Source organism: Rhodobacterales bacterium HKCCA1288 (genome assembly GCA_015693905.1).
GTDB lineage: Bacteria > Pseudomonadota > Alphaproteobacteria > Rhodobacterales > Rhodobacteraceae > M30B80.
On record CP065161.1, the window covers coordinates 448,957 to 471,145 of the forward strand.

Sequence of the window (22,189 nt, forward strand, 5' to 3'; positions counted from 1 at the left end):
ACACAATCCCCTTAATGGCCCGTCAGCGCATCCAAAGCGCCTGGTTTGTCATGAATGGCAAGTTTATCAACGATGGTCTCTGAGGCCTCGTTTAGGCCGATGACCTCAACCTCAGCACCCTCGCGGCGGAATTTCAAAATCGCCATATCCAAGGCGGCTACGGATGAAATATCCCAGATATGGGCATGGGTCAGATCAATGGTGACACGATCTAAGGCTTCTCGGAAATCAAAGGCCTTCATAAAATCTTCGGAGGAGGCAAAGAAAAGCTGGCCTTCAATCCGATAGTTGCGATGGCGTCCATCGGCCGTGATGCTCGATGTAACGCGAAAGAGCTGCGAGATTTTCCACGCAAAGAAAATGCCAGACAGAAGCACCCCAACCAAAACGCCAATTGCAAGGTTGTGCGTGTAAATCACAAAGAACACGGTTGCCAACATCACGATAGAGGAGGATTTGGGATGCTCGCGCAAATTGGTGATGGATGACCATGAAAATGTGCCAATCGACACCATGATCATAATCGCGACCAAGGCGGGCATGGGGATAATCGCCACGATGTCACCAAGCGAGACGCAGAGAATCAACAAGAAAATTCCCGCCACAAAGGTCGAAAGCCGTCCCCGCCCGCCTGATTTTACATTGATAATCGACTGCCCAATCATGGCGCAGCCCGCCATCCCGCCGATGAACCCGGTGGCAGAATTGGCCAGACCTTGGCCGATGCATTCTTGATTGCGATCTGACGCTGTGTCGGTCAGATCATCCACAATCTGCTGGGTCATCAGGCTTTCCAACAGGCCCACAACCGCAACGGCGAGTGAATACGGGAAAATGATCTGCAATGTTTCAAAAGTCAGCGGGATATCAGGGATCAAAAATACGGGCAGCGTGTCAGGCAATTGCCCCATATCGCCTACAGTGCGCACATCCCACCCCATGAAGACACATAGCGCCGTCAACACGATGATCGTGACAAGGGGTGATGGAACAGCCCGCGTCAGGCGCGGAAATAGATAGATGATCGCAAGCCCCGCCGCGACCAAGGGATAGGTCAAAATCGGTACATTGCGCGGGTCAAGTTCGGGCAATTGCGCCATGAAGATCAAAATGGCCAAGGCGTTCACAAAGCCCGTCATGACGGATTTTGAAACAAAGCGCATCACATAGCCAAGCCGCAAAAGACCCGCCATGATTTGCAAAAGGCCCGCCAAAACAGTGGCCGCCAAGAGATATTGCAGCCCGTGATCGCGCACCAATGTCACCATCAAAACGGCGGTGGCGGCGGTGGCCGCCGAAATCATGCCAGGCCGCCCGCCTGTGATTGCGCAAATCACCGCGATGGAGAAACTGGCGTAAAGCCCTACTTTGGGGTCAACACCTGCAATGATGGAAAAGGCGATTGCCTCAGGGATCAGGGCCAAGGCCACAACCAATCCTGACAAAAGATCGCCACGGATATTATGCGTCCATTCATGGCGGTAATGCGCGAGAGATATCATCAAATCTAGTCCCTTGCCGGCCTTGGAATGCCAAGGCGGGGTCATGTCCGATCAGCGTGATCAAGCGTTGATTTTGGCCGCGAGGGGCCGGTGCGCCCCTCTGCTGTTCGGGCGGGTTTTAGGGGGAAATGCCGAACTTGCCAAGCCCAGAGGGCAAAGTCGCATTTTGGCTTGAGTTCGTGATGGCCGATGCTAACTCTGCCAGACATGCAGCATAGCCGTGCCATAAATCCTGATCCCGCCGCTTTTGCGGATGTGTTTTTGAAAAGCTTCACCGCCTCTGAAGGGGCGGAGGAGGGGGGATTTGTATCAACACTGGCCGCTGACTTGATCAAAACTACCCCAGAAAATGACATTGCAGCCTTTGCCGCCCATGAGGGCGATCTGTGCGTGGGCGCGGTGATTTTCACGCGGCTCTATTTTCTGCAGACGAGTAGGATTGTGTTCTTACTCTCGCCAATGGCGGTATTGCCAAACCATCAGGGGCAGGGCGTGGGGCAGGGGTTGATTGCCTACGCCCTTTCACAGTTGGTGGGCGATATCGTGGTCACATATGGTGACCCTGCGTTTTACGGAAAGACGGGGTTTGCGGCCATTGACCCTGTGGTTTTGCCCGCACCTTACCCGTTAAGCCAACCGCAAGGGTGGATTGCACAATCCTTGACAAAGGCCCCGATTTTACCGCTAGAAGGCCCCGCAACCTGCGCGCCTGCCTTGCGAAACCCCGCATATTGGTAGGCCCCACCACCAACGCGGTAATGATGTGACCCAGACCCTCACCCACAATGCCCGCCTCAGCGTGGCGCCCATGATGGATTGGACGGATCGGCATTGTCGTTATTTCCATCGTCTGATGTCGCGTCACGCTTTGCTTTATACCGAAATGGTGACCTCCGCCGCTTTGGTGAATGGGGAGGCTGCACGGCATTTGACCTATGATGCGGCCGAGCATCCCGTTGCGCTGCAATTGGGGGGCTCTGATCCTTCTGAATTGGCGCAGGCGGTGAAAATTGCTGCGCCCTATGGGTATGATGAGATCAATCTCAATGTGGGGTGCCCGTCTGATCGGGTGCAATCAGGGTGTTTTGGGGCGGTTTTGATGAAGACCCCACAGCTTGTTGCGGATTGCGTGCGGGCCATGCAGGATGCTGCGACTGTCGAGGTGACTGTGAAATGCCGCATCGGGGTGGATGATCAAAACCCCGCCGAAATTTTGCCCGCATTTTTGAAACAGATGGCAGAGGCAGGGGTCAGGCGTCTGACAATTCATGCACGCAAAGCGTGGCTTGAGGGGCTAAGCCCCAAGGAAAACCGCACCATCCCGCCGCTTGATTACGCCTTGGTGCGGCGCATGAAGGAAGAATTTCCGAACCTGCATCTATCAATCAATGGCGGTGTTGAGGATCTAGACGCGGTCGCATCCCACCTTAGGGATGGTCTTGATGGGGTGATGGTTGGGCGCGCGGCCTATCATAGCCCTTATGTGATCTTGGGCCACGCGGATGCAGTGGTTTTTGATGACCCGCGCACAGTGCTGTCGGCGCATGAGGTGGCCGAGGCGATGATCCCCTATGCCGAGCGTCATATCGCGCAAGGCGGGCGGTTGCATCATGTGACGCGTCATATTTTGGGGCTATTTGCGGGGCAGCCTGGCGCGCGCGCATGGCGGCGTATTTTGTCGACCGAGGCACAAACAGCCGATGCAAGCCCCAAGGTGATTGCGCGCGCGATGCAGATGATGCGTGAGCCTGCCTAGCTCTGCACCCGTGCCGCGCGCCCGCCACGGCGCTTGCTCAAAAGATTTGCGCGGCTTGGCAGGGCTTTCATGATGTCCGCGCGTTCTTCGGGTGACTTGCGGCCCCATGTGCTGATTTCATCAATCGTGCGATAGCATCCTGTGCAAATCCGTTCGGTCGGATGAACAAGGCAGATTTTTATGCAAGGCGAAGCGATTTCTTCGCGCGACCAAACCTCATCCACCATTGCCTGCCCTGCCTCTATTCTGCGCTGCGGATTACCCGCATGCGATCCAGTGATCCTTGCAATATATAGCTTGCGGCGACCGCATCAATCACCTCGGCGCGACGTTTTCGGGACGTATCCGCCTCTAAAAGCGCCCTTTCTGCGGCCACAGTGGATAATCTTTCATCCCAAAACGCGGCGGGCAAATGCGACAGCCCCTCAAATCGGCCGATATTGCGCAAAAAAGCGCGGGTTGATTGGGCGCGGGGGCCTTCGCTGCCATCCATATTGCGGGGCAGGCCAAGGATGAGGCCGCGAATATCGCGTGCCGCCACCAGTTTCGCCAATTCTGCGGCGTCTTGGGTGAATTTCTCGCGCTTGATTGTGACCAACGGGGTTGCAACGCTTTGGAACAAATCGCTGATGGCAATGCCAATGGTTTTGGTGCCAAAATCCAAACCCAAAATCGCGGCAGGCGGCGGGGTGGCCGCTGCAAAGTCGTGAAGGTCGACAAAACCCTCGGTCATTGGGGCAGGCCTGCCTCGGCATTGTCGAGCACTGCCGCAGCGCCGTCTTGGCCCGCAAAATTTGCGCGCGCCTCAGCCAGAATTGTGCGCGCCTCATCAAGGCGGCCCAGAACCCCCAAGGCCGTAATCAGCTGTGCATATTCTTCAACAGTGCCACCCTCATTGGCCAAACGGGCCGATAAATTGCCAATCATGCCTTCAATCATTGCAGCGCGATCTTCGGCGCTCATTTGACCTGCGGCTTCCATTTGCGCGGCATCGGGGCCGCGAAGAGGGGCGTCTTCACGGCGGGGTTGAGGCAGGTCATCCACATTGATGGGATCACCCGCAAGAAAGGCCACTTCTTCAATCTGCAAGCGGATGGGTTCAAGCCATGGCGCATCAGGCGTGCTTTCGGCCAAAAGAGTGCGCCAGATTGTATAAGCCAGATCAGGGCGCCCCCCTTGGGCATACATGAGGCCCATGTAATAGCGCGCGGTTCCATTGCGCGGCTCTTGCGCGATGGTGTCGGTCAACACGGCCTCAGCCTCGGGTGAAACATACCCGCCCGCCGCCAAAATCATCATTTCGGCCAGATTGGCCCTTGCGGCCACACCCTCGGGGGTTTCTGGGGCAAGCAGGCCGACAAGCTGTTCTTGCGCGGCAACGGCAGCCTCGAAATTGCCAAGGCGCAACTCGTTTTCCGCCAAGAGGCGCCATCCTGTTGGATCATCGCGCCGCTCGGCCATTATCGCGCGCAAACGTTCAACCAAGGCCTCAAGTTCTGGGTTTTCGGGGATGGCAGGGCGGGCCGACACCGAAGCCTCGGCCACCGCCTCGGCCTGTGAGGGGCGGGTGGCGCGATTTTCTTCAATCCGTTCAATGCGGGTTGCAATCGGCATATCTGGATAATTGGGCACCCCCAATTGCGCATAGACCAAAACCGCAAGGGCCAATGTCGCAACCAAACCCACAGGGATCAAAACCTTGCCATTGGCGAGGCCCGTTCCCGCCTCTTGGGCCGCTTGCAGGGCGCGATCTGCCTCAATCAGGCGGCGTGAAACTTCGGCGCGGGCGCGTTCTGCATCTTGCGGCGATAGCACGCCACGCGCTTCATCGCGCTCAAGTTCCTGCAATTGGTCGCGATAGACCTGCACATCATAGGCTTCGGTTGGGGTTGTCGCGGATACGCCGCGCAGAAAAGCACGCAGCAAAATCAAGATAGCTGCCACAGAAATTGCAGCAGTTGCGATCCAGAAAACCATCAAGCCTATTCTCCCGCGAATGTCGTCTTGGCTCAGATGTAAGCCCTTGGCCCGCAGATCAAAAGCATAATCGTGACACAAAGCCGCGACCATCTTGCGCAGGCCCGCAAAGCGCGGCAAGAAATGCAGGAATTGCGTTTTGCATCTGGTCGTTTTTGCGCGCAAATATGCCGCCCGCAGTATCCTTTTGCGTCCCGAACAGGGCCAAACAGGGGCAAGTTTTCAGGAGTGTCTTTCGCCATGCGCCACTATTCTGTCTTTGCCATCGTCAAAGAGGCATTGGGATATCACCAAGGTTGGGAGCGCGCGTGGCGCAACCCAACACCAAAGGCCCAGTATGACGCGATCATCATTGGCGCAGGCGGCCATGGTTTGGCCACGGCCTATTACTTGGGTAAGAATTTTGGCATCACCAATGTAGCGGTGATTGAAAAGGGCTGGCTTGGCGGCGGGAACACGGGGCGCAACACCACGATCATTCGCTCGAACTATCTCCAAGACCCATCTGCCGCGATCTATGAGAAATCGCGCAGCCTTTATGAAACCCTGAGCCAAGATTTGAACTATAACATCATGTTCAGCCCGCGTGGCGTGATCATGTTGGCGCAGACCGAGCATGAAAAGCGCGGCTATTTGCGCACGGCACACGCAAATTCGCTGCAGGGCGTTGAGACACGCTTCATCACCCCGCGCGAGGTCAAAGAACTTTGCCCGATCATCCATCTTGAGGGGCCGCGTTATCCTGTTTTGGGCGGTCTGTGGCAGGCGCGCGGCGGCACGGCGCGCCACGATGCGGTGGCTTGGGGCTATGCGCGGGCCTGTTCCGCGATGGGGATGGACATCATCCAACAATGCGAGGTCACAGCCATCCACCGTGAAAATGGCGCGGTCAGCGCGATTGAAACCACCAAGGGCCGCATTGGGTGCAATAAATTGGGCATCGTGGTGGCGGGTCATTCCAGCCATGTGGCCGACATGGCAGGCTTCCGTCTGCCCATTGAATCGGTTGCGCTGCAGGCGCTGGTGTCTGAACCTATTAAGCCCTGCATGGATGTGGTGGTTATGGCCAATACGGTGCATGGCTATATGAGCCAATCTGACAAAGGTGAAATGGTCATTGGCGGTGGTGCGGATGGCTATAACAACTACACACAACGCGGCTCTTTCCAGCATATCGAGGAAACAGTGCGCGCCTTGGTCGAGACATTCCCGATGATTTCGCGGCTTAAGATGCTGCGCCAATGGGGGGGGATTGTTGATATGACGGGGGATCGTTCCCCGATTATCTCGAAAACCCCTGTTGAGAATTGCTTCATCAACTGCGGTTGGGGCACAGGCGGGTTCAAGGCTATCCCCGGATCAGGTTGGGCGATGGCGGAACTTATGGCCAAAGGGCATTCACCCTTGGCCGATGAGTTCGGCTTAAACCGCTTCCGCGAGGGCCGCTTCATTGATGAAAGCGTGGCCGCAGGGGTGGCGCATTGATGCCTGCCTTGATGTTTAAGATTTACCAAAGCGAGGTTCAGCTATGCTGCTTTTGACCTGCCCTTATTGCGGTGTCTCCGCCGATGAGACTGAACTTTCCCCAGGCGGTGAGGCGCATCTCAAACGCTTTGGCCCAGGATCTTCGGATGAGGATTTTGAAGGCTATTTGTTCATGCGGCACAACCAAAAGGGCGTGCATTTTGAACGTTGGCGGCACACATATGGCTGTGGCAAATGGTTCTTGGCGGCGCGCTGCACCGCGACCCTAGAGGTGTTTGGAACCTATAGCGCACAAACGCCCGAACCCCCCAAAGAGATTATTGCAAAGATACAGGCAAAACGCCCTGATTGGAGCCTGACATGAGCCATCGTTTGCCTCAAGGCGGCCGTCTGATCGACAAGGCCCGCACGGTTTCTTTTGAATTTAACGGCCAGAAAATGCGCGGGCTTGCGGGCGATACGCTGGCCTCTGCGCTTTTGGCGGAAGATCAGATGTTGGTGGGCCGCTCGTTCAAATATCACCGCCCGCGTGGCATTGTGGCCTCGGGCGCGGAAGAACCAAACGCGCTTGTTGGTTTGGGCCGTGATGCGCGGTTTGAGCCGAACCAACGCGTGACCACCACCGAATTGTTCGAAGGACTTGAGGCGCAAAGCCAAAACCACTGGCCGAGCCTTGAGAACGATATCGGCGTGGTGAACAATTACCTCGCGCGGTTCTTGCCTGCGGGCTTTTATTACAAGACATTCATTCACCCGCGCCCGTTTTGGAAACATGTGTTTGAACCCATTATCCGTCAATCCGCGGGTTTGGGCAAAGCCCCCAAAGATCGCGATGCAGATCGTTACGAGCATTTCTACGCCCATGTTGATCTGCTGATTATCGGCGGCGGTATTGCAGGGCTTCAGGCTGCGTTGGACGCAGGCAAGCAAGGCAAGCGGGTGCTTTTGGTTGAACAAACCGCCCATTGGGGTGGCCGTGCCCCTGTCGATGGGATCGAATTGGGCGGTAAATCTGCGGATGAATGGATCACCGCAACATTGACCGCCCTTGGTAAGATGAAGAATGTCACCTTGCGCACCCGCACAATGGGGGCAGGGGTCTATGATCACGGCTATGCCTTGGCCTATGAGCGCGTGACGGATCACGCGCCGAGCCTTGATGCCCCCCGTCATCGCTTGTGGCGTATTCGCGCCGCACGCATCATCACCGCGACAGGTGCAATCGAGCGCCCGCTGTCTTTTGCAGGCAATGATATTCCAGGCGTGATGTTGGCCAGCGCCCTGCGCGATTACATCGTCAATTATGGCGTGGCTGCGGGCAAGCGTATCGTGATTGCCACCAATAATGATGATGGCTATCGCAGTGCTTTGGTCGCCAAAGAGGCGGGTCTTGAGGTTGCAGCCGTTATCGACCCACGCCCCGATGCGACAGGCGATTTGATTGAAGCCGCCCGTTCTGCGGGGATTGCGATCAAGCAGGGGATGGCCATTGCAGAGGCGCAAGGGGGCAAGCGTGTCACGGGCGTGGAAATCTGCGCGCAAGACAGCGATGGCAGCACGGGCGAGGTCATCGCCTGTGATGCGGTCGGCATGTCGGGCGGATGGTCGCCTGTGGTGCATCTGTGGTCACATTGCGGTGGCAAGCTGATTTGGGATGAGGCACAGGCCTGTTTCCGACCCGATCCCGCCCGCCCGCCGCTCAGCCATGATGGCGAAGGGTTTGTTTTCGTTGCGGGGGCGGCAGACGGGCATTCCACCGCAGCTGCGTCTTTGAAATCCGCGCAGGCGGCTGTTGCGGCCGCCACGGGCCAAGCGGTGAAATCGCGCCTGCCTAAAGTGGTGGAGCCTGAATTGGGGGCCTTGGCCCCGATTTGGATCATGCCCGCCCGCGCACCCATTCAGAAACGCGCAAAAATGTGGCTTGATTTCCAAAACGATGTGAAAGTGTCTGACGTTCAGTTGGCCGCGCGCGAGGGTTATGAAAGCGTTGAGCATACCAAACGCTATACCACATTGGGCATGGCAACCGATCAAGGAAAGCTAAGCAATATCAATGGCCTTGCGGTGCTTGCTGATGCACTTCAGGCGCAAATCCCTGCTGTGGGAACCACCACATTCCGCCCACCCTATACGCCCATTTCCATGGGGGCCATCGCAGGCGAGGCGCGTGGTGCGGTGTTCCAACCGCTGCGCCGCACCCCGATCTTTGACTGGCACGTTGAACATGGCGCCGATTTTGAGCCTGTGGGTCAGTGGCGGCGCCCCTATTGCTATCCACGGGCGGGCGAAGATCGCCACGCAGCCGTGACCCGCGAGATCAATGCCACCCGCGGCTCGCTTGGTCTGCTTGATGCATCGACCTTGGGCAAGATCATCGTCAAAGGGCCTGATGCGGGGCGGTTCATGGATATGCTCTACACCAATATGATGAGCACCCTGAAACCGGGCCGCTGCCGCTATGGTCTTATGTGCAATGAGAACGGCTTTTTGATGGATGACGGCGTTGTGGCCCGTCTCGATGAAGAGACGTTCCTCGTGCATACCACCACAGGCGGGGCTGATCACATCCACGCGCATATGGAAGATTGGCTGCAATGCGAATGGTGGGACTTTAAGGTATACACGGCCAATGTGACCGAAAGATGGGCACAGGTGGCCGTGGTTGGCCCAAATGCGCGCAAGCTGTTGGAAAAGCTCGGCTCTGATACGGATTTGTCGGCAGAAGCCTTGCCCTTTATGGCGTGGACAGATGCGAAAATCGGCGGGTTTGAGGCGCGGGTGTTCCGTATTTCCTTCTCGGGTGAGCTGTCCTTTGAAATCGCTGTCCCTGGAAGTCAGGGATTGGATTTCTGGAAAAGCCTGATTGAGGCGGGCGCAGAATGGAACATCACCCCCTATGGCACCGAAGGGCTGCATGTCATGCGGGCCGAAAAGGGCTTTATCATGATCGGGGATGAAACCGATGGCACGGTCATCCCACAGGATTTGGGCCTTGATTGGGCGATTTCCAAAAAGAAAGAGGATTATTTGGGCAAACGCGCACAGGCGCGGAGTTTCATGGATAATCCCGATCGGTGGAAATTGGTCGGTCTTGAGACGCTGGATGGTGGGGTTCTGCCAGATGGTGCCTATGTGATCCGCGCAGGCAAAAACGCCAATGGTCAGAACAATGTCCAAGGGCGGGTGACATCGACCTATTATTCACCAACCCTAAAACGCGGGATCGCAATGGCGCTGATCCATAATGGCCCTGATCGCATGGGCGAAGTGGTGAATCTCACCGATGGTAAGGGTGGTCAGATCAAGGCACGGATTTGTTCGACCATCTTCTTTGATCCCGAGGGGGAGAAGCAAAATGTCTGATCTCAGCACCCTAACACCTTATGTCAGCGTCAGCGAACTGCCGCTGCAAGGGATGATCACCTTGCGCGCAGATCTGTCCCAGAAAACAGTGGCGACAGCGGTCAAGGCCATCACAGGCCTTGCCATGCCCGCCCCGCGCGCAATCCTTGAGAAGGGTGCCTATGGGGTCGCATGGATGTCACATGACGAGGTGATGATCCTCTGCCCCTATGCGGAATGCGCGGCCCATGTCGCCACCTTGGACAAGAAATTGGCCAAGCTGCATCATTTGGCGCTGGATATGTCTGATGCGCGCGCGGTGTTTGAGATCACCGCACCCACAGCGGGCGCATTGCGCGATTGTTTGGCCAAATTGATGCCCGCAGATTTTCATCCCGACAGTTTTGGGGTCGGTGAATTGCGCCGCAGTCGCGTGGCACAGGCCGCTGCCGCAGTTTGGCTAACCGATCCAAAAACAGCACGGCTTTTTGCGTTTCGTTCGGTCAAGCAATACGTCCATGACCTGCTGCGCGTCTCTGGCGCAAAAGGCGGCGAGGTGGGGTATTTCTGATCTGCCCCCCCTTGACCTTTGGGGGCGATGCCCTCCATCTGTGGTCTAGAAATTGAAACCGCGAGACGAGGGGATAAACCCATGGCTTTTACACTTCCTGACCTGCCCTATGCCCATGATGCGCTTGCCGCAAAGGGGATGTCGGCCGAGACATTGGAATTCCACCACGACCTGCACCACAAGGCCTATGTCGATAATGGCAATAAGCTGATTGCAGGCACCGAATGGGAAGGCAAATCTGTTGAAGAAATCATCACAGGCACCTATCAGGCAGGCGCTGTGGCCCAAAACGGCATCTTCAATAATGCAAGCCAGCATTGGAACCATGTGCAGTTCTGGGAAATGATGGGGCCGGGGTCATCGGCCATGCCATCGGAATTGGAAAAGGCACTGGTTGACAGCTTTGGCTCGGTTGATCAGTTCAAGGCTGATTTCGCCGCCGCAGGCGCGGGTCAGTTTGGCGCGGGCTGGTGCTGGTTGGTGCAGGACAAAGACGGCAGCCTCAAGGTCACCAAGACCGAAAACGGCGTGAACCCGCTCTGCTTTGGTCAAACAGCCCTTCTGGGCTGTGATGTGTGGGAACATTCTTATTACATCGACTACCGCAACAAGCGCCCTGCCTATTTGGACAATTTCCTGAACAACCTCGTGAATTGGGAAAACGTGGCTTCGCGGATGAAGTGAGGCAGTTCACGGCCTAAGACGAAACAGAACCCCTCGCGAAAGCGGGGGGTTTTTTGTTTCCCTTTGGATTTCAGGCGAAGGGGGAAATCTATCGCAAGTGCCCCCCTTGACCTCCCCCAAATTCCTCCCTCACATACGGGCGCAACCACGGAACCGAAGGCGATGCTTCATGACAGAGGCCACCAAAGGCGTTTTGGCGATGGTGGGGGCCTGTGTGATTTGGGGCTTCTCCGCGCTTTACTATAAATTATTGGCCGATATCCCGCCGTTGGAGGTTTTGGCGCATCGCACGCTGTGGTCGGTCTTTGTCTTTATTGGCGTGCTTGCGTTGCAATCGCGACTGGGTGAATTGCGCCGCGCCTTGTCGGGCGGGCGGTCGTTTTTATTGATCGGGGCTGCGGCCTTGATGATTTCAACAAATTGGTTTTTCTTCATTTTTTCCATCCAAACAGGCCATTTGATGCAAAGCTCGCTTGGCTATTACATCTTTCCTTTGGTGGCTGTGGCGCTTGGTGCGATTGTGTTGAAAGAGCGCCTTTCGCGGTCAAAAAAAATCGCCGTTCTTTTGGCGGCCATTGCGGTTGTGCAATTGACCCTCGGTCTTGGGGTGGCGCCATGGATTTCGCTGATCTTGGCCTTCACATTCGGCCTTTATGGTCTGATCAAACGCTATGTCGCGGCGGGGCCGGTTGTATCGGTCACGGCTGAGGTGTTTTTGCTGATGCCAATCGCGCTTGCCTATCTGGTCTGGTTGGGGCGGGTTGAGGGCGTCTTTGGCGCTGATCTGATCCAATCGGGGCTGTTGATCTTGTCTGGCCCTTTGACCGCGGCACCTTTGATTTTGTTCTCCTACGCGTCAAAGCGTGCGGCCCTCTCAACGATTGGTTTGGTGCAATATCTGAACCCCACGCTGCAATTCACGATTGCCGTGGTCATTTTTGGTGAGGTTCTCACCCTGTGGCACGCGATTGCCTTTGCGTTGATTTGGACAGGTCTTGCGATCTATTCGGTGGGGGCCATGCGCCCTCAGGCCGCGCGATAGGTGTTAAGCCGCGCCAAGATATCGGCAGGCGTATCTGCCGTTTCCACAAAGCCCAACAGGCTGGCATCGGCAAAGCCATCTGTGACCACATGGTGCAAAAGATCGGTCAGCCTGTCCCAATAGCCCGCGGTGTTCATGAGGATAATGGGCTTATCATGGAGGCCCAATTGCCGCCATGTCAGCACTTCAAAAAACTCGTCCAAGCTGCCAGCGCCACCTGGCATCATCACGACCGCATCGCAATTCATGAACATCACCTTTTTGCGCTCATGCATGGTTTCGGTGATAACAAAACGTGTCAGGTCGCGTTTGCCGACCTCACGCGCCATCAGATGAGTTGGGATGACCCCGAATGTGTCACCCCCTGCCTCTTGCGCGGCGCGGGCGATATGCCCCATCAGCCCGACATCACCCGCCCCGTAAACAAGGCGCATTCCCGCCCTTGCAATTGCAAGGCCTAAGTCACGCGCGGCCTTTGCATAAAGGGGATTTACCCCGTCCCGCGCGCCACAAAAGACACAAACTGAAAAATCGCGCATCGGGCCTATCCTTTGGTTTTTGCATATTGGGTTGGTTCTGTGATAGCCGCCTTCGGCAAAGGGCTCAACTGTTGCGGCGCTGTCAGTGTGACACAGTTTTGTGTCAGATAGGTTTCGCAACATCTTGCGGATGGTGCTAAGCGTGGTGCAATATCTGCGTAAGCCCTTGGGTTTGGGGATAAATCTATACGCCCGCAATGCGGTGCGATCATGAAGGTAGAAAATATGGCAAACGGGTCAAAAATGGCGGGCGGTTTGTCGGGGGTTGGGATGGGCATTATTGCCCTTGCCATCGCCGCTTTGGGTTTTTTGGGCTGGCAAGTGGTAAACGAAGACCGCGCTGGTGACGAGGCCGTAGCAGAGGTACCCGCCGTGGCAGATGACGCCACAAGCAGCACGGAAGCGCCAGAGCCCGCAGAAGAAGCGGCTGCGGAAGAGGCCAGTTCAGAGGCCACCGAAGAAACCTCGGCGACTGAGGAAACCGCCGCCACTGAGGAAACCGCTGGCACTGAGGAAACTGCAAGCGAAGAAACCGCTGGCACTGAGGAAACCGCCGCGACTGAGGAAACTGCAAGCGAAGAAACCACCGCGCCCGAGACATCTTCGGCTGCGCAAGTTGCGGCAGATGTCGCTGAGGCCGTGGTGACGACCACGCCTGTTTTGGATGTCATCCGTGTCTCGCCCGATGGCATGACCGTGATCGCCGGCAGCGCGATGCCAAATGCCGAGATTTATCTCTTGCTCGATGGGGTTGATAACGCTGATGCCGCTGCGGACCGCGCGGGCAATTTCGTGCTTTTGTCCAAACTTGTCCCTTCGGACAGTCCGCGTCTTTTGTCGGTCGAAGCGACCGATGAGACAGGTGCGCGGGTGGCTGCAGCACAAACCTTGGTCGTGGCGCCGATTGCCGCTCCAGTGACTGTTGCAGAGGCCACAGACGAGGCGGAAACAGTGACCCAAAGCACCACAACGCCCATCGTTTTGCAATCAGACGGGCAGGGCGTTTCCCTGGTGCAAGGTGGCAGCACTGATGGCGTGGCCCTCAGCATTGACACGGTCAGCTATTCCAGTGCGGGGGATGTTCAAATTGCGGGGCGTGCCGATAGCGGCGCTGCTTTGCGGGTTTACCTCAACAACGCGCTTGTGGCTGAGGTGACAGGAGGTGACGATGGCACATGGCGCGCCGATGTCGCCAATGTTGCCGCAGGGGCCTATGATCTGCGCGTGGATCAACTGGCCGCAGATGGCACAGTGATCGCGCGGTCTGAAACCCGCTTTATCCGCGAGGCTGCGGCTGAGATTGCAGATGCCGCAGGTGGTGCGCAAAACGCCATTCGTGTGGTAACGGTTGAACGCGGCTTTACGCTTTGGGGAATTGCCGAAAATATGTTGGGGTCTGGCTTTGACTATGTTCAGATTTTCAATGCCAACCGCGACCAAATTCGGGATCCCGATCTGATTTATCCGGGTCAGGTCTTCACCATCCCTGCGCAATAGGTCGCGGGGGCAGGGGCAGGATCGCACAAGCGGGGCTCTGGTCATCAGCGCCCCGCTTCTTTACGTTTGGGTCACCTGACCAAACCCGAGTCTCCAAATAATGACCGCACCACATACAAACGGGCCAGCGATTGATCCTGAAAGTCGCGCCTCTAGCATGATCACCTTGCGCAAGGTGGGGCCTTATCTCTGGCCCAAAGAGATGCCATGGGTGAAATATAGGGTTGTCTTTGCCCTTGCCGCCTTGGTGGTTGCCAAATTGGTCGCGGTTGCGGGGCCTTTTGCCTATAAGGCTGCTGTGGACGCGCTTGGGGGCGATGCCCCAAGCCCCGCTTGGGCCCTTGGCCTTGGGGCGGTTGGCCTGACTATCGCTTATGGGCTCGCGCGCGCGGGCAATGTTGGCTTTCAGCAATTGCGTGATGTGATTTTTGCCCGTGTTGGGCAGCGCGCCCTGCGCATGATTGCGATTGAAACCTTCCGTCATATCCATGCCTTATCGATGCGGTTTCACATCACGCGGCGCACAGGGGGCCTAAGCCGCATTATCGAGCGCGGGGTCAAGGGCGTAGATTTTCTTTTGCGGTTTTTGCTGTTCTCAATCGGGCCGCTGATCCTTGAATTACTGCTAACGGGGATCATCCTCGCCACGGTGTTTGACATCAGCTATTTGGCGGTTCTGATTGTCACCATTGCCCTCTATGTTTGGTTTACCTTTAAGGTGACAGAATGGCGCGTGAAAATTCGCCGCCAAATGAATGATCAGGACACCGATGCCAATCAAAAGGCGGTCGATAGTCTTTTGAACTTTGAAACCGTCAAATATTTCAACGCCGAAGAGCGTGAGGCACAGCGCTATGATCGCGCGATGGCGGGCTATGAAGAGGCGGCGATCAAGACCAATTACTCGCTTGGATTTCTAAACTTCGGCCAATCATTGATCATCACCACGGGTCTTGTGATTGTGATGATCATGGCGGCTTTGGGGGTTGAGCGGGGCGATTTGACTGTGGGTGATTTCGTCATGGTCAACGCGTTTATGATTCAAATCACCATGCCATTGAATTTCTTGGGCACAGTCTATCGCGAAATTCGACAGGCTTTGGTTGATATGGGCGAATTATTCACGCTGCTTGAGCAGCCCGCCGATGTGCATGACGCCGCTGATGCGCAAGTGCTGAAGGTCAGCCGTGGCAAGGTGGAATTCCGCGCCATTGATTTTTCATATGAAAGCACGCGCGCGATTTTGCACGGGGTGGATTTCACCCTAGAGGCAGGTCAAAGTGTGGCACTGGTTGGGCCGTCTGGTTCGGGAAAATCCACCATTGGGCGTTTATTGTTCCGCTTTTACGATCCCCAAAAGGGCCAGATTTTGATTGACGGGCAAGATGTCGCCAAGGTGACGCAAAGCTCGCTGCATGACGCCATTGGCGTGGTGCCGCAGGATACGGTTTTGTTCAATGATACGATTTTCTACAACATCGCCTATGGCCGGCCCGATGCCACCCGTGCCGAGGTAGAGGCCGCCGCAAAATCCGCGAAAATCCATGATTTCATCGAAAGCCTGCCCGAAGGCTATGAGACAATCGTGGGGGAGCGGGGGTTAAAGCTCTCTGGGGGTGAAAAGCAGCGCGTGGGAATTGCGCGCACCTTGTTGAAAGATCCCCCCATTCTTTTGCTCGATGAGGCGACATCGGCCCTTGATACGGAAACCGAGCGCGAGATTCAGGGCCAATTGCGCGCGCTTGGTCAAGGGCGCAGCGTGATCATGATTGCGCATCGCCTGTCGACTGTGGTGGATGCGGATTTGATCATGGTGCTTGAAAAAGGCGTTGTTGTAGAACGGGGACGCCACGATGATTTGGTTGCCGCAGGTGGCCGTTATGCGGCCATGTGGGCGCGTCAGATGAGTGAGCAGGAACGCGCGCCCCAATAAGGGGCGCGATTGTCTTTACTGTGCGGCGTGAACGGTCGGGCCTGCAGGTTTTGTCTTTTGATCTTCGGCTGTGTCATCCTCCCACAAGATGAGGGGGTTTGCCGTTTCCAATGCCGCGCGCGCCAAAGCGTAATCTTGGGTGCGTTGTGACAAGCGCGCCGCGCCAATGCGCGCCAAGGCCTGCGCAATCCAGCCTAAAATTTCATTCCACCAGACCCGCACCGCCAAAAGCGATGGCGTGAAGACCAAAGTCAGAACTGTGGCAATGCCCAATCCAAAGACCACTGCCGTGGCAAGGTTTTTCCACCACAGGGCAGTCGGGCTATCAATCGTGTAACCGCCATTTGCAAAATCAAGGCTGATGCCAAACATCATCGGCGCAAGCCCCGCCATCGTGGTGATGGTGGTCAAAAGAACAGGGCGAATGCGCGCCTCGACCGTGCGGATGATCGCCTCAATCGGGGCCAGATAGCGGCTATATTCTTGATAGGTGTCAATCAGAACAATGTTATTGTTCACCACAATACCCGCCAAGGCGACAATGCCCGTGCCCGTCATGATGATCGAAAAGCTTTGCCCCATGGTCAAAAGCCCGATCAATACCCCTGCGGTCGACAAGACAACCGCCAGAAGCACCAGAACCGAATTGTAAAACGAATTGAACTGCGCCAGCAGGATGATGAACATCAAGCCCAATGAGGCCGCAAAGGCCTGAGATAAGAAGGCTTGACTTTCGGCTTGCTCGGCTTGGTCGCCGCCCCATTGCCAATTCACGCCATCGGGCAAAATTGTGCCTTTTTCTAATGCGGCGGTGATATGGGCAATCCGTTCATTGGCCGTGATAGGCGTCAGGGTAACATCGCCGTTTAATGCATCGTCAAACTCGGCGCGGCTTACGCCTTCGGCCAAGGAATGAAGCACATAGTCGCGCCCATCTATGCTGAATTCAGCGGGCCTGTTGGCGTGTTCAGGCGCCGCATTGCGCAGCAATCCCAAGTCACGATCCCCGATCGTCACCCGCATAAGGCCCGAGATAACATCGGCCTTCACGTGAAAGATGCGCGATTGATCAAGGCGTTTGATCTCGGCCAAACGGCGCACGGGTTCCCATGTGACGAAATTTGACAGGGGCACCAATCCATCTGCGGTGCGCACGCGCAAAGTGTCTAGGGTCGACAGGACGCGGGCATCTTCTGGAAAACGCACGCGAATTTCAATCTCATCATCCGATGTCGGTACGCGCATCCGATCAAGCAAAATCCCGCGCGTGACCAATTGCACCATAGCGCCCACTGTGGCCACATTCGCGCCATAGCGGCCTGCGGCCTCGACATCGACATTGATCTGCCAATCAATCCCCGGAAGGGGCAGGGTATCTTCGATGAGGGTCAGCCCTTCGAGGCTCTCGAAATAGGCATGAACGTCTGCCGTAGCTTGCTGAAGCTGCACCCAGTCATCGCCTGTTAGTTCGAGATCAATCGGCTTGCCGTTGGCAGGGCCATTGGCCTGCTCGAATATCTCGGTATGGATGCCCGGAATGGTGTCCAACTCCGCTTGGATCGCATCAAGGATGATATTGCCATCGGCCCGCGTGCCCCAAGGGGCGAGGTCGATTTGAACCTGACCGATTGTGTCTTCAGGGGCGCTTGCGCCGCCTGTGTTATTGTTCAATCCGCCATCACCCGAAAAGGCAAAGACATCGCGCACGCCCTCGAACCCAAGCACCCGCGCCTCGACCTGTGCGACCAAAGCGTCTTTTTCTTCGACCGACAGATTGCCGCGCGCGCGCACATAGACAATTGCGTTTTCAGGCTCGGTCTCCACGAAGAAATCCACGCCGTTATTGTTGGCCCCGTAATAGCTGAAGGTCACGACAACAAAGCCCAAAACCGCGGCAATGGTCAAAACGGGGGCAAACGGGTTGCCCACCAAACGCTCGATCAGCAGGCCAAATCTTGTGCGTTTATATCCGCCCTCAACCCGTTCCACCACGCGCGGGCGGATCAATGTACCCATGACAACCGACATGGCCAAACCTGTAACCGAAAAAGCCAAAACGCCCGGCAGAATCGCAAGAAGGGCGGGGGTGTCTGGCCCTGCGCCACCGCCACGCATAACCATCAAAGCGGATTGAAACAGGGCAAACCCCACCACAACCGCAAGAGCGATGCGAATGGCGCGACTTGGCACAAGGCGCATCAACAGCACACCAAAGCGATCCGCGCTGCGCGACAGACGGGCGGCAACGCCCCCCATCACGGGCAGATAGACCAGCGCTACAATCAGAGAGGCCGAGAGAACAAAGATCAACGTGACGGGGAGCATCCCCATAAATTCACCCGGAACCCCAGGCCAGAATAGCATCGGCAGAAAGGCGCAAAGCGTGGTCGCAGTTGAAGATATAACGGGCCAGAACATCCGCTTTGCGGCATCAGTATAGGCCTGCATAGGGCGCGCGCCCTCAGCAAGGCGTTTGTCGGCATATTCGACCACAACAATCGCGCCATCAACGAGCATCCCAACGGCCAAGATCAGGCCGAACATCACGATATTTGAAACCGCGATGCCCATGATGCCCAGAAAGATAAAGCACAATAAGAATGAGGTGGGGATGGCAAAGCCCACAAGAAGCGCCGATCTTGTGCCAAGCGTGGCCAGAACAACGATCATCACAAGCGCGATTGCAGTCAAAACCGACCCTTCAAGCTGTGCCACCATCGAGGCCACGGTTTTGGATTGATCCAAGGAGGTGGTGATATGAACGGCGGCGCGTAATTCTTCGGGCCATTCCGCCTCGAAGGCGGCCACTTCTTGGCGCACCAATTCGGCGGTGTCTATAATGTTAAACCCTTGGCGTTTGACGACCTGAAGCGCAATCGTGGGGTTTCCGTTAAAGCGCGCAGCGCCCGTGCGATCCTCATAGGTGAGGCGAATTTGCGCCAAATCCCCTAAGGTCACAACGCGGTCACCATTTACCTTGACGGGCAAATCATAAACGTCTTGCGGACTTTCAAACGAGGATGGAATGCGCACAGATAAGGCACCCGTTGGGGTGTCGACCACGCCTGCCGCGATCAATTGGTTGTTGTTCACAACTGCCGAAATCAATTCCTGCGCCGTGACATTATAGGCCTCTAGCGAGAGCGGGTCGATCAAGACCTCCAACATCTCATCGCGCGCGCCTGCAATCCCCGCCTCCAAAATAGGCGACAACCCCTCAAGCCGTGTTTGCAAATCCTGCGCAAGGCGGATCAATGTGCGCTCGGGCGCGTTGCCAGACAGCGCCACGATGATGATTGGAAATTCCGAAAAATTGATTTCATTGATGGAATAGTTCTCCGCCCCTTGCGGGAATTGCGTCTCGGCGCGGTTCATGGCATCGCGCACATCGGCAATGGTTGCGGATTTATCCCATCCAAATTCAAACTCGATAAAGATCCCCGCATACCCTTCGGCGGCGGTGGAGTTGATGGATTTCAATCCATCGAGATCTTGAAACTCGGCCTCCATCGGACGCACCAATTGGCGCTCGCTATCCTCTGCGGAAATGCCGGGGAAGGGGACAGAAACAAACAAACCGGGAATATCAATGTCAGGTTCACCCTCTTTGGGCAGTCCGACATAGGCGGCCGCACCAACTGTCAGCGACAAAACGATAAAGGCCACGACCATCCGCGCACGGGCGGCGGCCCAATCGATGATCCCGGTCATTGTGCCCCTCCAAGCGCGGATCGCGCTGCATCAATCGTGGCATTTTGGCCTGCGGGTATGTCATGGATCGAGACAGGCACGACCTGCCCCCCGTTTGAGACAAATTCCTGCCCTACGATGATAATGTCGACCTGCTCAGGCAGCCCTGTGACTAAGGCCCCATCAGGCGTGTCACGCAGGAGGGTGACGGGGTAAAATGCAACGAGATTATCTTCGGCCACCACACGCAGCCCCAAATCACCCTGATCATCCAAAGTCAGCGCAGAACTTGGCACCAAATGGGCGGCTGTCCCTTCGGTGGCAATGGCGATATCGGCACTTTGGCCATCCCCAATGCTGAGATCGGGGTTTTCTGCCTCAATCTCAACGCGGAAGGTGCGGGTTTGCGGATCAGCGGAACGCGCGACAAATCGCACAATTCCGTCCACCTCACGCCCATCCACCAGCCGCGTGGTTGCCGTTTGGCCGATGCTGATGCGCGCCAATTCAGCCTCGGGCAGGAACCCAACGAATTTGATGGGATCAAGATCAATCACCGTGGCGCATAATGCGCCCGGCTGCATCAATGTGCCCAGTTCCGCGGTGTCGCTTTCCAACAGCCCGTTGAAGGGGGCGCGGATTTCTACGCGGGCCAATTCTTCGGCGGCGCGATCAATGGCCGCCTCAGCCGAGCGCAAGGCGGCCTCTGCACTGCTGAGGCTGGCTGAGGCGCTGGCCGCGCGTGTCTCAGAGGCAAAACCGCTCTCATTCAGGCGGGTTGCGGCATTGGCGTCAATTTGCGCGGCTGCAAGTTGCGCCTCAGCGGTGCTGCGCGCGGCCTCAGCCTCGGCGAGGGCTGCGGCGCGGGTGCCTTCATCGATTTGGCACAGAATATCACCTGCGGTCACGGATTGGCCCGCCTTGATCGGGTCTGAAATAATCCGACCCGAGGTTTCTGCGCGAATCTCAACAAAGCGCGCGGCCTCGGATCGTCCGCGCAGACGCACGGCATCGGAAATCACCTCAGCGCGGCTTGGCAAAATCACCACGCGCATCGCATCCCCAAATGTGCCGCTGTCCATTTGCGCGGCCTCAGCCGCCGCAGGGCTTTCACTGTCGCGCCCCATCAAGGCATCGCGCTGAAAAATAAGCACATAAAGCGCCGCGCAGACCAAAAGGGCCGTGATGACTGGAAAAATGCGCATTAAATAACCTCTTTTCGGGGCGGATATATGATCTGATCACGCCCGCTGATCTTTTGTGTTCTGCGTTTGGTTGAGTAACGCTTTCTGTCTCATACGAGTGAACTGTTGCGTTTAGATTAGTCTTTTATACCTACGTCCGCAAGAATGAACGGAATGGTTTAGTTTTTATTTTGTGACAGAATTTGACCATCTGTTGCGAATACGCCGTTTGGGTGCGGTTGCACTTGGCAAAGCTTTGTGCTTCGCGTTAAGTGAGACACGTGGGTTTTGATTTCAAAGAGAGAACGGCACAGCATGAGCCAAAGCGACAGTTTCATTGATGAAGTCACCGAAGAATTGCGCCGCGATCAGCTGTTTCGCGCGCTCAAAAGGTGGGGCTGGATTGGCGTCTTGGCTGTTGTCGCATTGGTGGGGGCCGCGACCTATCGCGAGATCAGCACAAATCGCGATCTTGCAGCGGCGCGTGATTTTGGGGACGCGGTGATTGCCGCCCTTGATCTGCCCGATGCCGAGGCCCGTGCTGCGGCCCTCGCTGAGATCACCCCAAGCCGCAGTAATCAAGAGGTTCTGCTAGCTTTCATTCGTGCCTCAGACCTCAGCGAAAGCGACCCGGTGGCTGCTGCAGCGGCGTTGCGCGCAATTGCAGATGCACCCGATCTCTTACCACGTTATCGCGATCTGGCCCTGTTGCGCGCTCATATCCTCGCCCCCTTGGAGGATCAGGGATTGGTCGATGCAACATTGGCGCGTTTGGCCGAGGATGGTGCGCCTTTCGCAGGCATCGCGCGTGAAATGCAGGCGTTGGAACTCTTAAAGGCGGGCGATAAAGAGGGGGCGATTGCAGCACTTGAGGCCTTGTCTGAACAATCCGTTGTGACCCTGTCACAGCGTCAGCGGATCAGCGCCTTGATTTTCGCGCTGCAAAGTGGCGCTACGATCACGGGCCAAAGCGCGTCATCTGAATAA

18 protein-coding genes are annotated in these 22,189 nt (G+C 56.4%); 11 read left to right on the top strand and 7 right to left on the bottom strand.

The features are described from left to right. Positions 1-11: 11 nt before the first annotated feature. The gene (locus I3V23_02240; GenBank protein QPI86647.1) at positions 12-1,502 is read right to left on the bottom strand and encodes a SulP family inorganic anion transporter; all 1,491 of its coding nucleotides are present in this window, start codon (positions 1,500-1,502) and stop codon (positions 12-14) included. A gap of 189 nt (positions 1,503-1,691) precedes the next feature. Here I3V23_02240 and I3V23_02245 point away from each other — a divergent pair, with 189 nt between their 5' ends. Next, positions 1,692-2,240: an N-acetyltransferase gene (locus tag I3V23_02245; protein QPI85835.1), complete on the top strand. Its 549-nt coding sequence runs from the start codon at positions 1,692-1,694 to the stop codon at positions 2,238-2,240. A gap of 70 nt (positions 2,241-2,310) precedes the next feature. Continuing rightward, positions 2,311-3,258: a tRNA dihydrouridine(20/20a) synthase DusA gene (dusA, locus tag I3V23_02250; GenBank protein QPI86648.1), complete on the top strand. Its 948-nt coding sequence runs from the start codon at positions 2,311-2,313 to the stop codon at positions 3,256-3,258. Here the strand turns inward: dusA and I3V23_02255 are convergent. From I3V23_02255 to ccmI, 3 genes are read right to left on the bottom strand one after another with little or no spacing between them, the layout of a single operon-like run. Continuing rightward, complete coding sequence (locus I3V23_02255) at positions 3,255-3,485, bottom strand: DUF1289 domain-containing protein (GenBank protein ID QPI85836.1); 231 nt, start codon at positions 3,483-3,485, stop codon at positions 3,255-3,257. The two genes, dusA and I3V23_02255, sit on opposite strands and share 4 nt — an antisense overlap. Before the next feature lie 14 nt (positions 3,486-3,499). Continuing rightward, positions 3,500-3,991 (bottom strand): Holliday junction resolvase RuvX, encoded by a 492-nt coding sequence (gene ruvX / locus I3V23_02260; GenBank protein ID QPI85837.1) that lies wholly within the window; start codon positions 3,989-3,991, stop codon positions 3,500-3,502. Continuing rightward, positions 3,988-5,235 (bottom strand): c-type cytochrome biogenesis protein CcmI, encoded by a 1,248-nt coding sequence (ccmI, locus tag I3V23_02265; protein QPI86649.1) that lies wholly within the window; start codon positions 5,233-5,235, stop codon positions 3,988-3,990. Before ccmI ends, ruvX begins: the two co-directional genes overlap by 4 nt. 240 nt (positions 5,236-5,475) lie before the next feature. On the opposite strand from ccmI, the gene I3V23_02270 reads away from it, so the two are divergent. From I3V23_02270 to rarD, 6 genes are all read left to right on the top strand, one after another. Beyond that, a complete protein-coding gene (locus I3V23_02270) occupies positions 5,476-6,720 on the top strand; it encodes a sarcosine oxidase subunit beta family protein (protein QPI85838.1) in 1,245 nt (414 codons plus the stop codon). 43 nt (positions 6,721-6,763) lie between these two features. Beyond that, positions 6,764-7,084 carry a sarcosine oxidase subunit delta gene (locus I3V23_02275; GenBank protein ID QPI85839.1) on the top strand — a complete coding sequence of 107 codons (321 nt, stop codon included), beginning with the start codon at positions 6,764-6,766 and terminating at the stop codon, positions 7,082-7,084. Then, positions 7,081-10,083 carry a sarcosine oxidase subunit alpha family protein gene (locus tag I3V23_02280; GenBank protein QPI85840.1) on the top strand — a complete coding sequence of 1,001 codons (3,003 nt, stop codon included), beginning with the start codon at positions 7,081-7,083 and terminating at the stop codon, positions 10,081-10,083. The genes I3V23_02275 and I3V23_02280 overlap by 4 nt, the downstream gene beginning before the upstream one ends. After that, a complete protein-coding gene (locus I3V23_02285) occupies positions 10,076-10,633 on the top strand; it encodes a sarcosine oxidase subunit gamma (GenBank protein ID QPI85841.1) in 558 nt (185 codons plus the stop codon). Before I3V23_02280 ends, I3V23_02285 begins: the two co-directional genes overlap by 8 nt. 81 nt (positions 10,634-10,714) lie before the next feature. Next, a complete protein-coding gene (locus I3V23_02290; GenBank protein ID QPI85842.1) occupies positions 10,715-11,317 on the top strand; it encodes a superoxide dismutase in 603 nt (200 codons plus the stop codon). Between the two features lie 169 nt (positions 11,318-11,486). After that, positions 11,487-12,359, top strand: a complete 873-nt coding sequence (rarD, locus tag I3V23_02295; protein ID QPI85843.1) for an EamA family transporter RarD — start codon at positions 11,487-11,489, stop codon at positions 12,357-12,359. Here the strand turns inward: rarD and I3V23_02300 are convergent. After that, on the bottom strand, positions 12,344-12,898 hold the full coding sequence (locus I3V23_02300) for a TIGR00730 family Rossman fold protein (GenBank protein ID QPI85844.1): 555 nt from the start codon (positions 12,896-12,898) through the stop codon (positions 12,344-12,346). The two genes, rarD and I3V23_02300, sit on opposite strands and share 16 nt — an antisense overlap. A gap of 210 nt (positions 12,899-13,108) precedes the next feature. On the opposite strand from I3V23_02300, the gene I3V23_02305 reads away from it, so the two are divergent. Both I3V23_02305 and I3V23_02310 read left to right on the top strand, forming a co-directional pair. Further along, a complete protein-coding gene (locus I3V23_02305; protein ID QPI85845.1) occupies positions 13,109-14,395 on the top strand; it encodes a LysM peptidoglycan-binding domain-containing protein in 1,287 nt (428 codons plus the stop codon). A gap of 100 nt (positions 14,396-14,495) precedes the next feature. Further along, entirely contained in the window at positions 14,496-16,328 is a 1,833-nt protein-coding gene (locus I3V23_02310) for an ABC transporter ATP-binding protein/permease (GenBank protein ID QPI85846.1), read from the top strand. 15 nt (positions 16,329-16,343) lie between these two features. On the opposite strand, the gene I3V23_02315 is transcribed toward I3V23_02310, so the two are convergent. Then, positions 16,344-20,039, bottom strand: a complete 3,696-nt coding sequence (locus I3V23_02315; protein QPI85847.1) for an efflux RND transporter permease subunit — start codon at positions 20,037-20,039, stop codon at positions 16,344-16,346. Further along, a complete protein-coding gene (locus I3V23_02320; GenBank protein QPI85848.1) occupies positions 20,036-21,223 on the bottom strand; it encodes an efflux RND transporter periplasmic adaptor subunit in 1,188 nt (395 codons plus the stop codon). The genes I3V23_02315 and I3V23_02320 overlap by 4 nt, the downstream gene beginning before the upstream one ends. 294 nt (positions 21,224-21,517) lie before the next feature. On the opposite strand from I3V23_02320, the gene I3V23_02325 reads away from it, so the two are divergent. Next, entirely contained in the window at positions 21,518-22,189 is a 672-nt protein-coding gene (locus I3V23_02325; GenBank protein QPI85849.1) for a hypothetical protein, read from the top strand.

Excerpts from the sequence above, each read along its gene's own strand:
- I3V23_02240 (QPI86647.1), bottom strand. The coding sequence starts at position 1,502 with ATGATATCTCTCGCGCATTACCGCCATGAATGGACGCATAATATCCGT.
- I3V23_02245 (QPI85835.1), top strand. The coding sequence starts at position 1,692 with ATGCTAACTCTGCCAGACATGCAGCATAGCCGTGCCATAAATCCTGAT.
- dusA (QPI86648.1), top strand. The coding sequence starts at position 2,311 with ATGATGGATTGGACGGATCGGCATTGTCGTTATTTCCATCGTCTGATG.
- I3V23_02255 (QPI85836.1), bottom strand. The coding sequence starts at position 3,485 with ATGGTGGATGAGGTTTGGTCGCGCGAAGAAATCGCTTCGCCTTGCATA.
- ruvX (QPI85837.1), bottom strand. The coding sequence starts at position 3,991 with ATGACCGAGGGTTTTGTCGACCTTCACGACTTTGCAGCGGCCACCCCG.
- ccmI (QPI86649.1), bottom strand. The coding sequence starts at position 5,235 with ATGGTTTTCTGGATCGCAACTGCTGCAATTTCTGTGGCAGCTATCTTG.
- I3V23_02270 (QPI85838.1), top strand. The coding sequence starts at position 5,476 with ATGCGCCACTATTCTGTCTTTGCCATCGTCAAAGAGGCATTGGGATAT.
- I3V23_02275 (QPI85839.1), top strand. The coding sequence starts at position 6,764 with ATGCTGCTTTTGACCTGCCCTTATTGCGGTGTCTCCGCCGATGAGACT.
- I3V23_02280 (QPI85840.1), top strand. The coding sequence starts at position 7,081 with ATGAGCCATCGTTTGCCTCAAGGCGGCCGTCTGATCGACAAGGCCCGC.
- I3V23_02285 (QPI85841.1), top strand. The coding sequence starts at position 10,076 with ATGTCTGATCTCAGCACCCTAACACCTTATGTCAGCGTCAGCGAACTG.
- I3V23_02290 (QPI85842.1), top strand. The coding sequence starts at position 10,715 with ATGGCTTTTACACTTCCTGACCTGCCCTATGCCCATGATGCGCTTGCC.
- rarD (QPI85843.1), top strand. The coding sequence starts at position 11,487 with ATGACAGAGGCCACCAAAGGCGTTTTGGCGATGGTGGGGGCCTGTGTG.
- I3V23_02300 (QPI85844.1), bottom strand. The coding sequence starts at position 12,898 with ATGCGCGATTTTTCAGTTTGTGTCTTTTGTGGCGCGCGGGACGGGGTA.
- I3V23_02305 (QPI85845.1), top strand. The coding sequence starts at position 13,109 with ATGAAGGTAGAAAATATGGCAAACGGGTCAAAAATGGCGGGCGGTTTG.
- I3V23_02310 (QPI85846.1), top strand. The coding sequence starts at position 14,496 with ATGACCGCACCACATACAAACGGGCCAGCGATTGATCCTGAAAGTCGC.
- I3V23_02315 (QPI85847.1), bottom strand. The coding sequence starts at position 20,039 with ATGACCGGGATCATCGATTGGGCCGCCGCCCGTGCGCGGATGGTCGTG.
- I3V23_02320 (QPI85848.1), bottom strand. The coding sequence starts at position 21,223 with ATGCGCATTTTTCCAGTCATCACGGCCCTTTTGGTCTGCGCGGCGCTT.
- I3V23_02325 (QPI85849.1), top strand. The coding sequence starts at position 21,518 with ATGAGCCAAAGCGACAGTTTCATTGATGAAGTCACCGAAGAATTGCGC.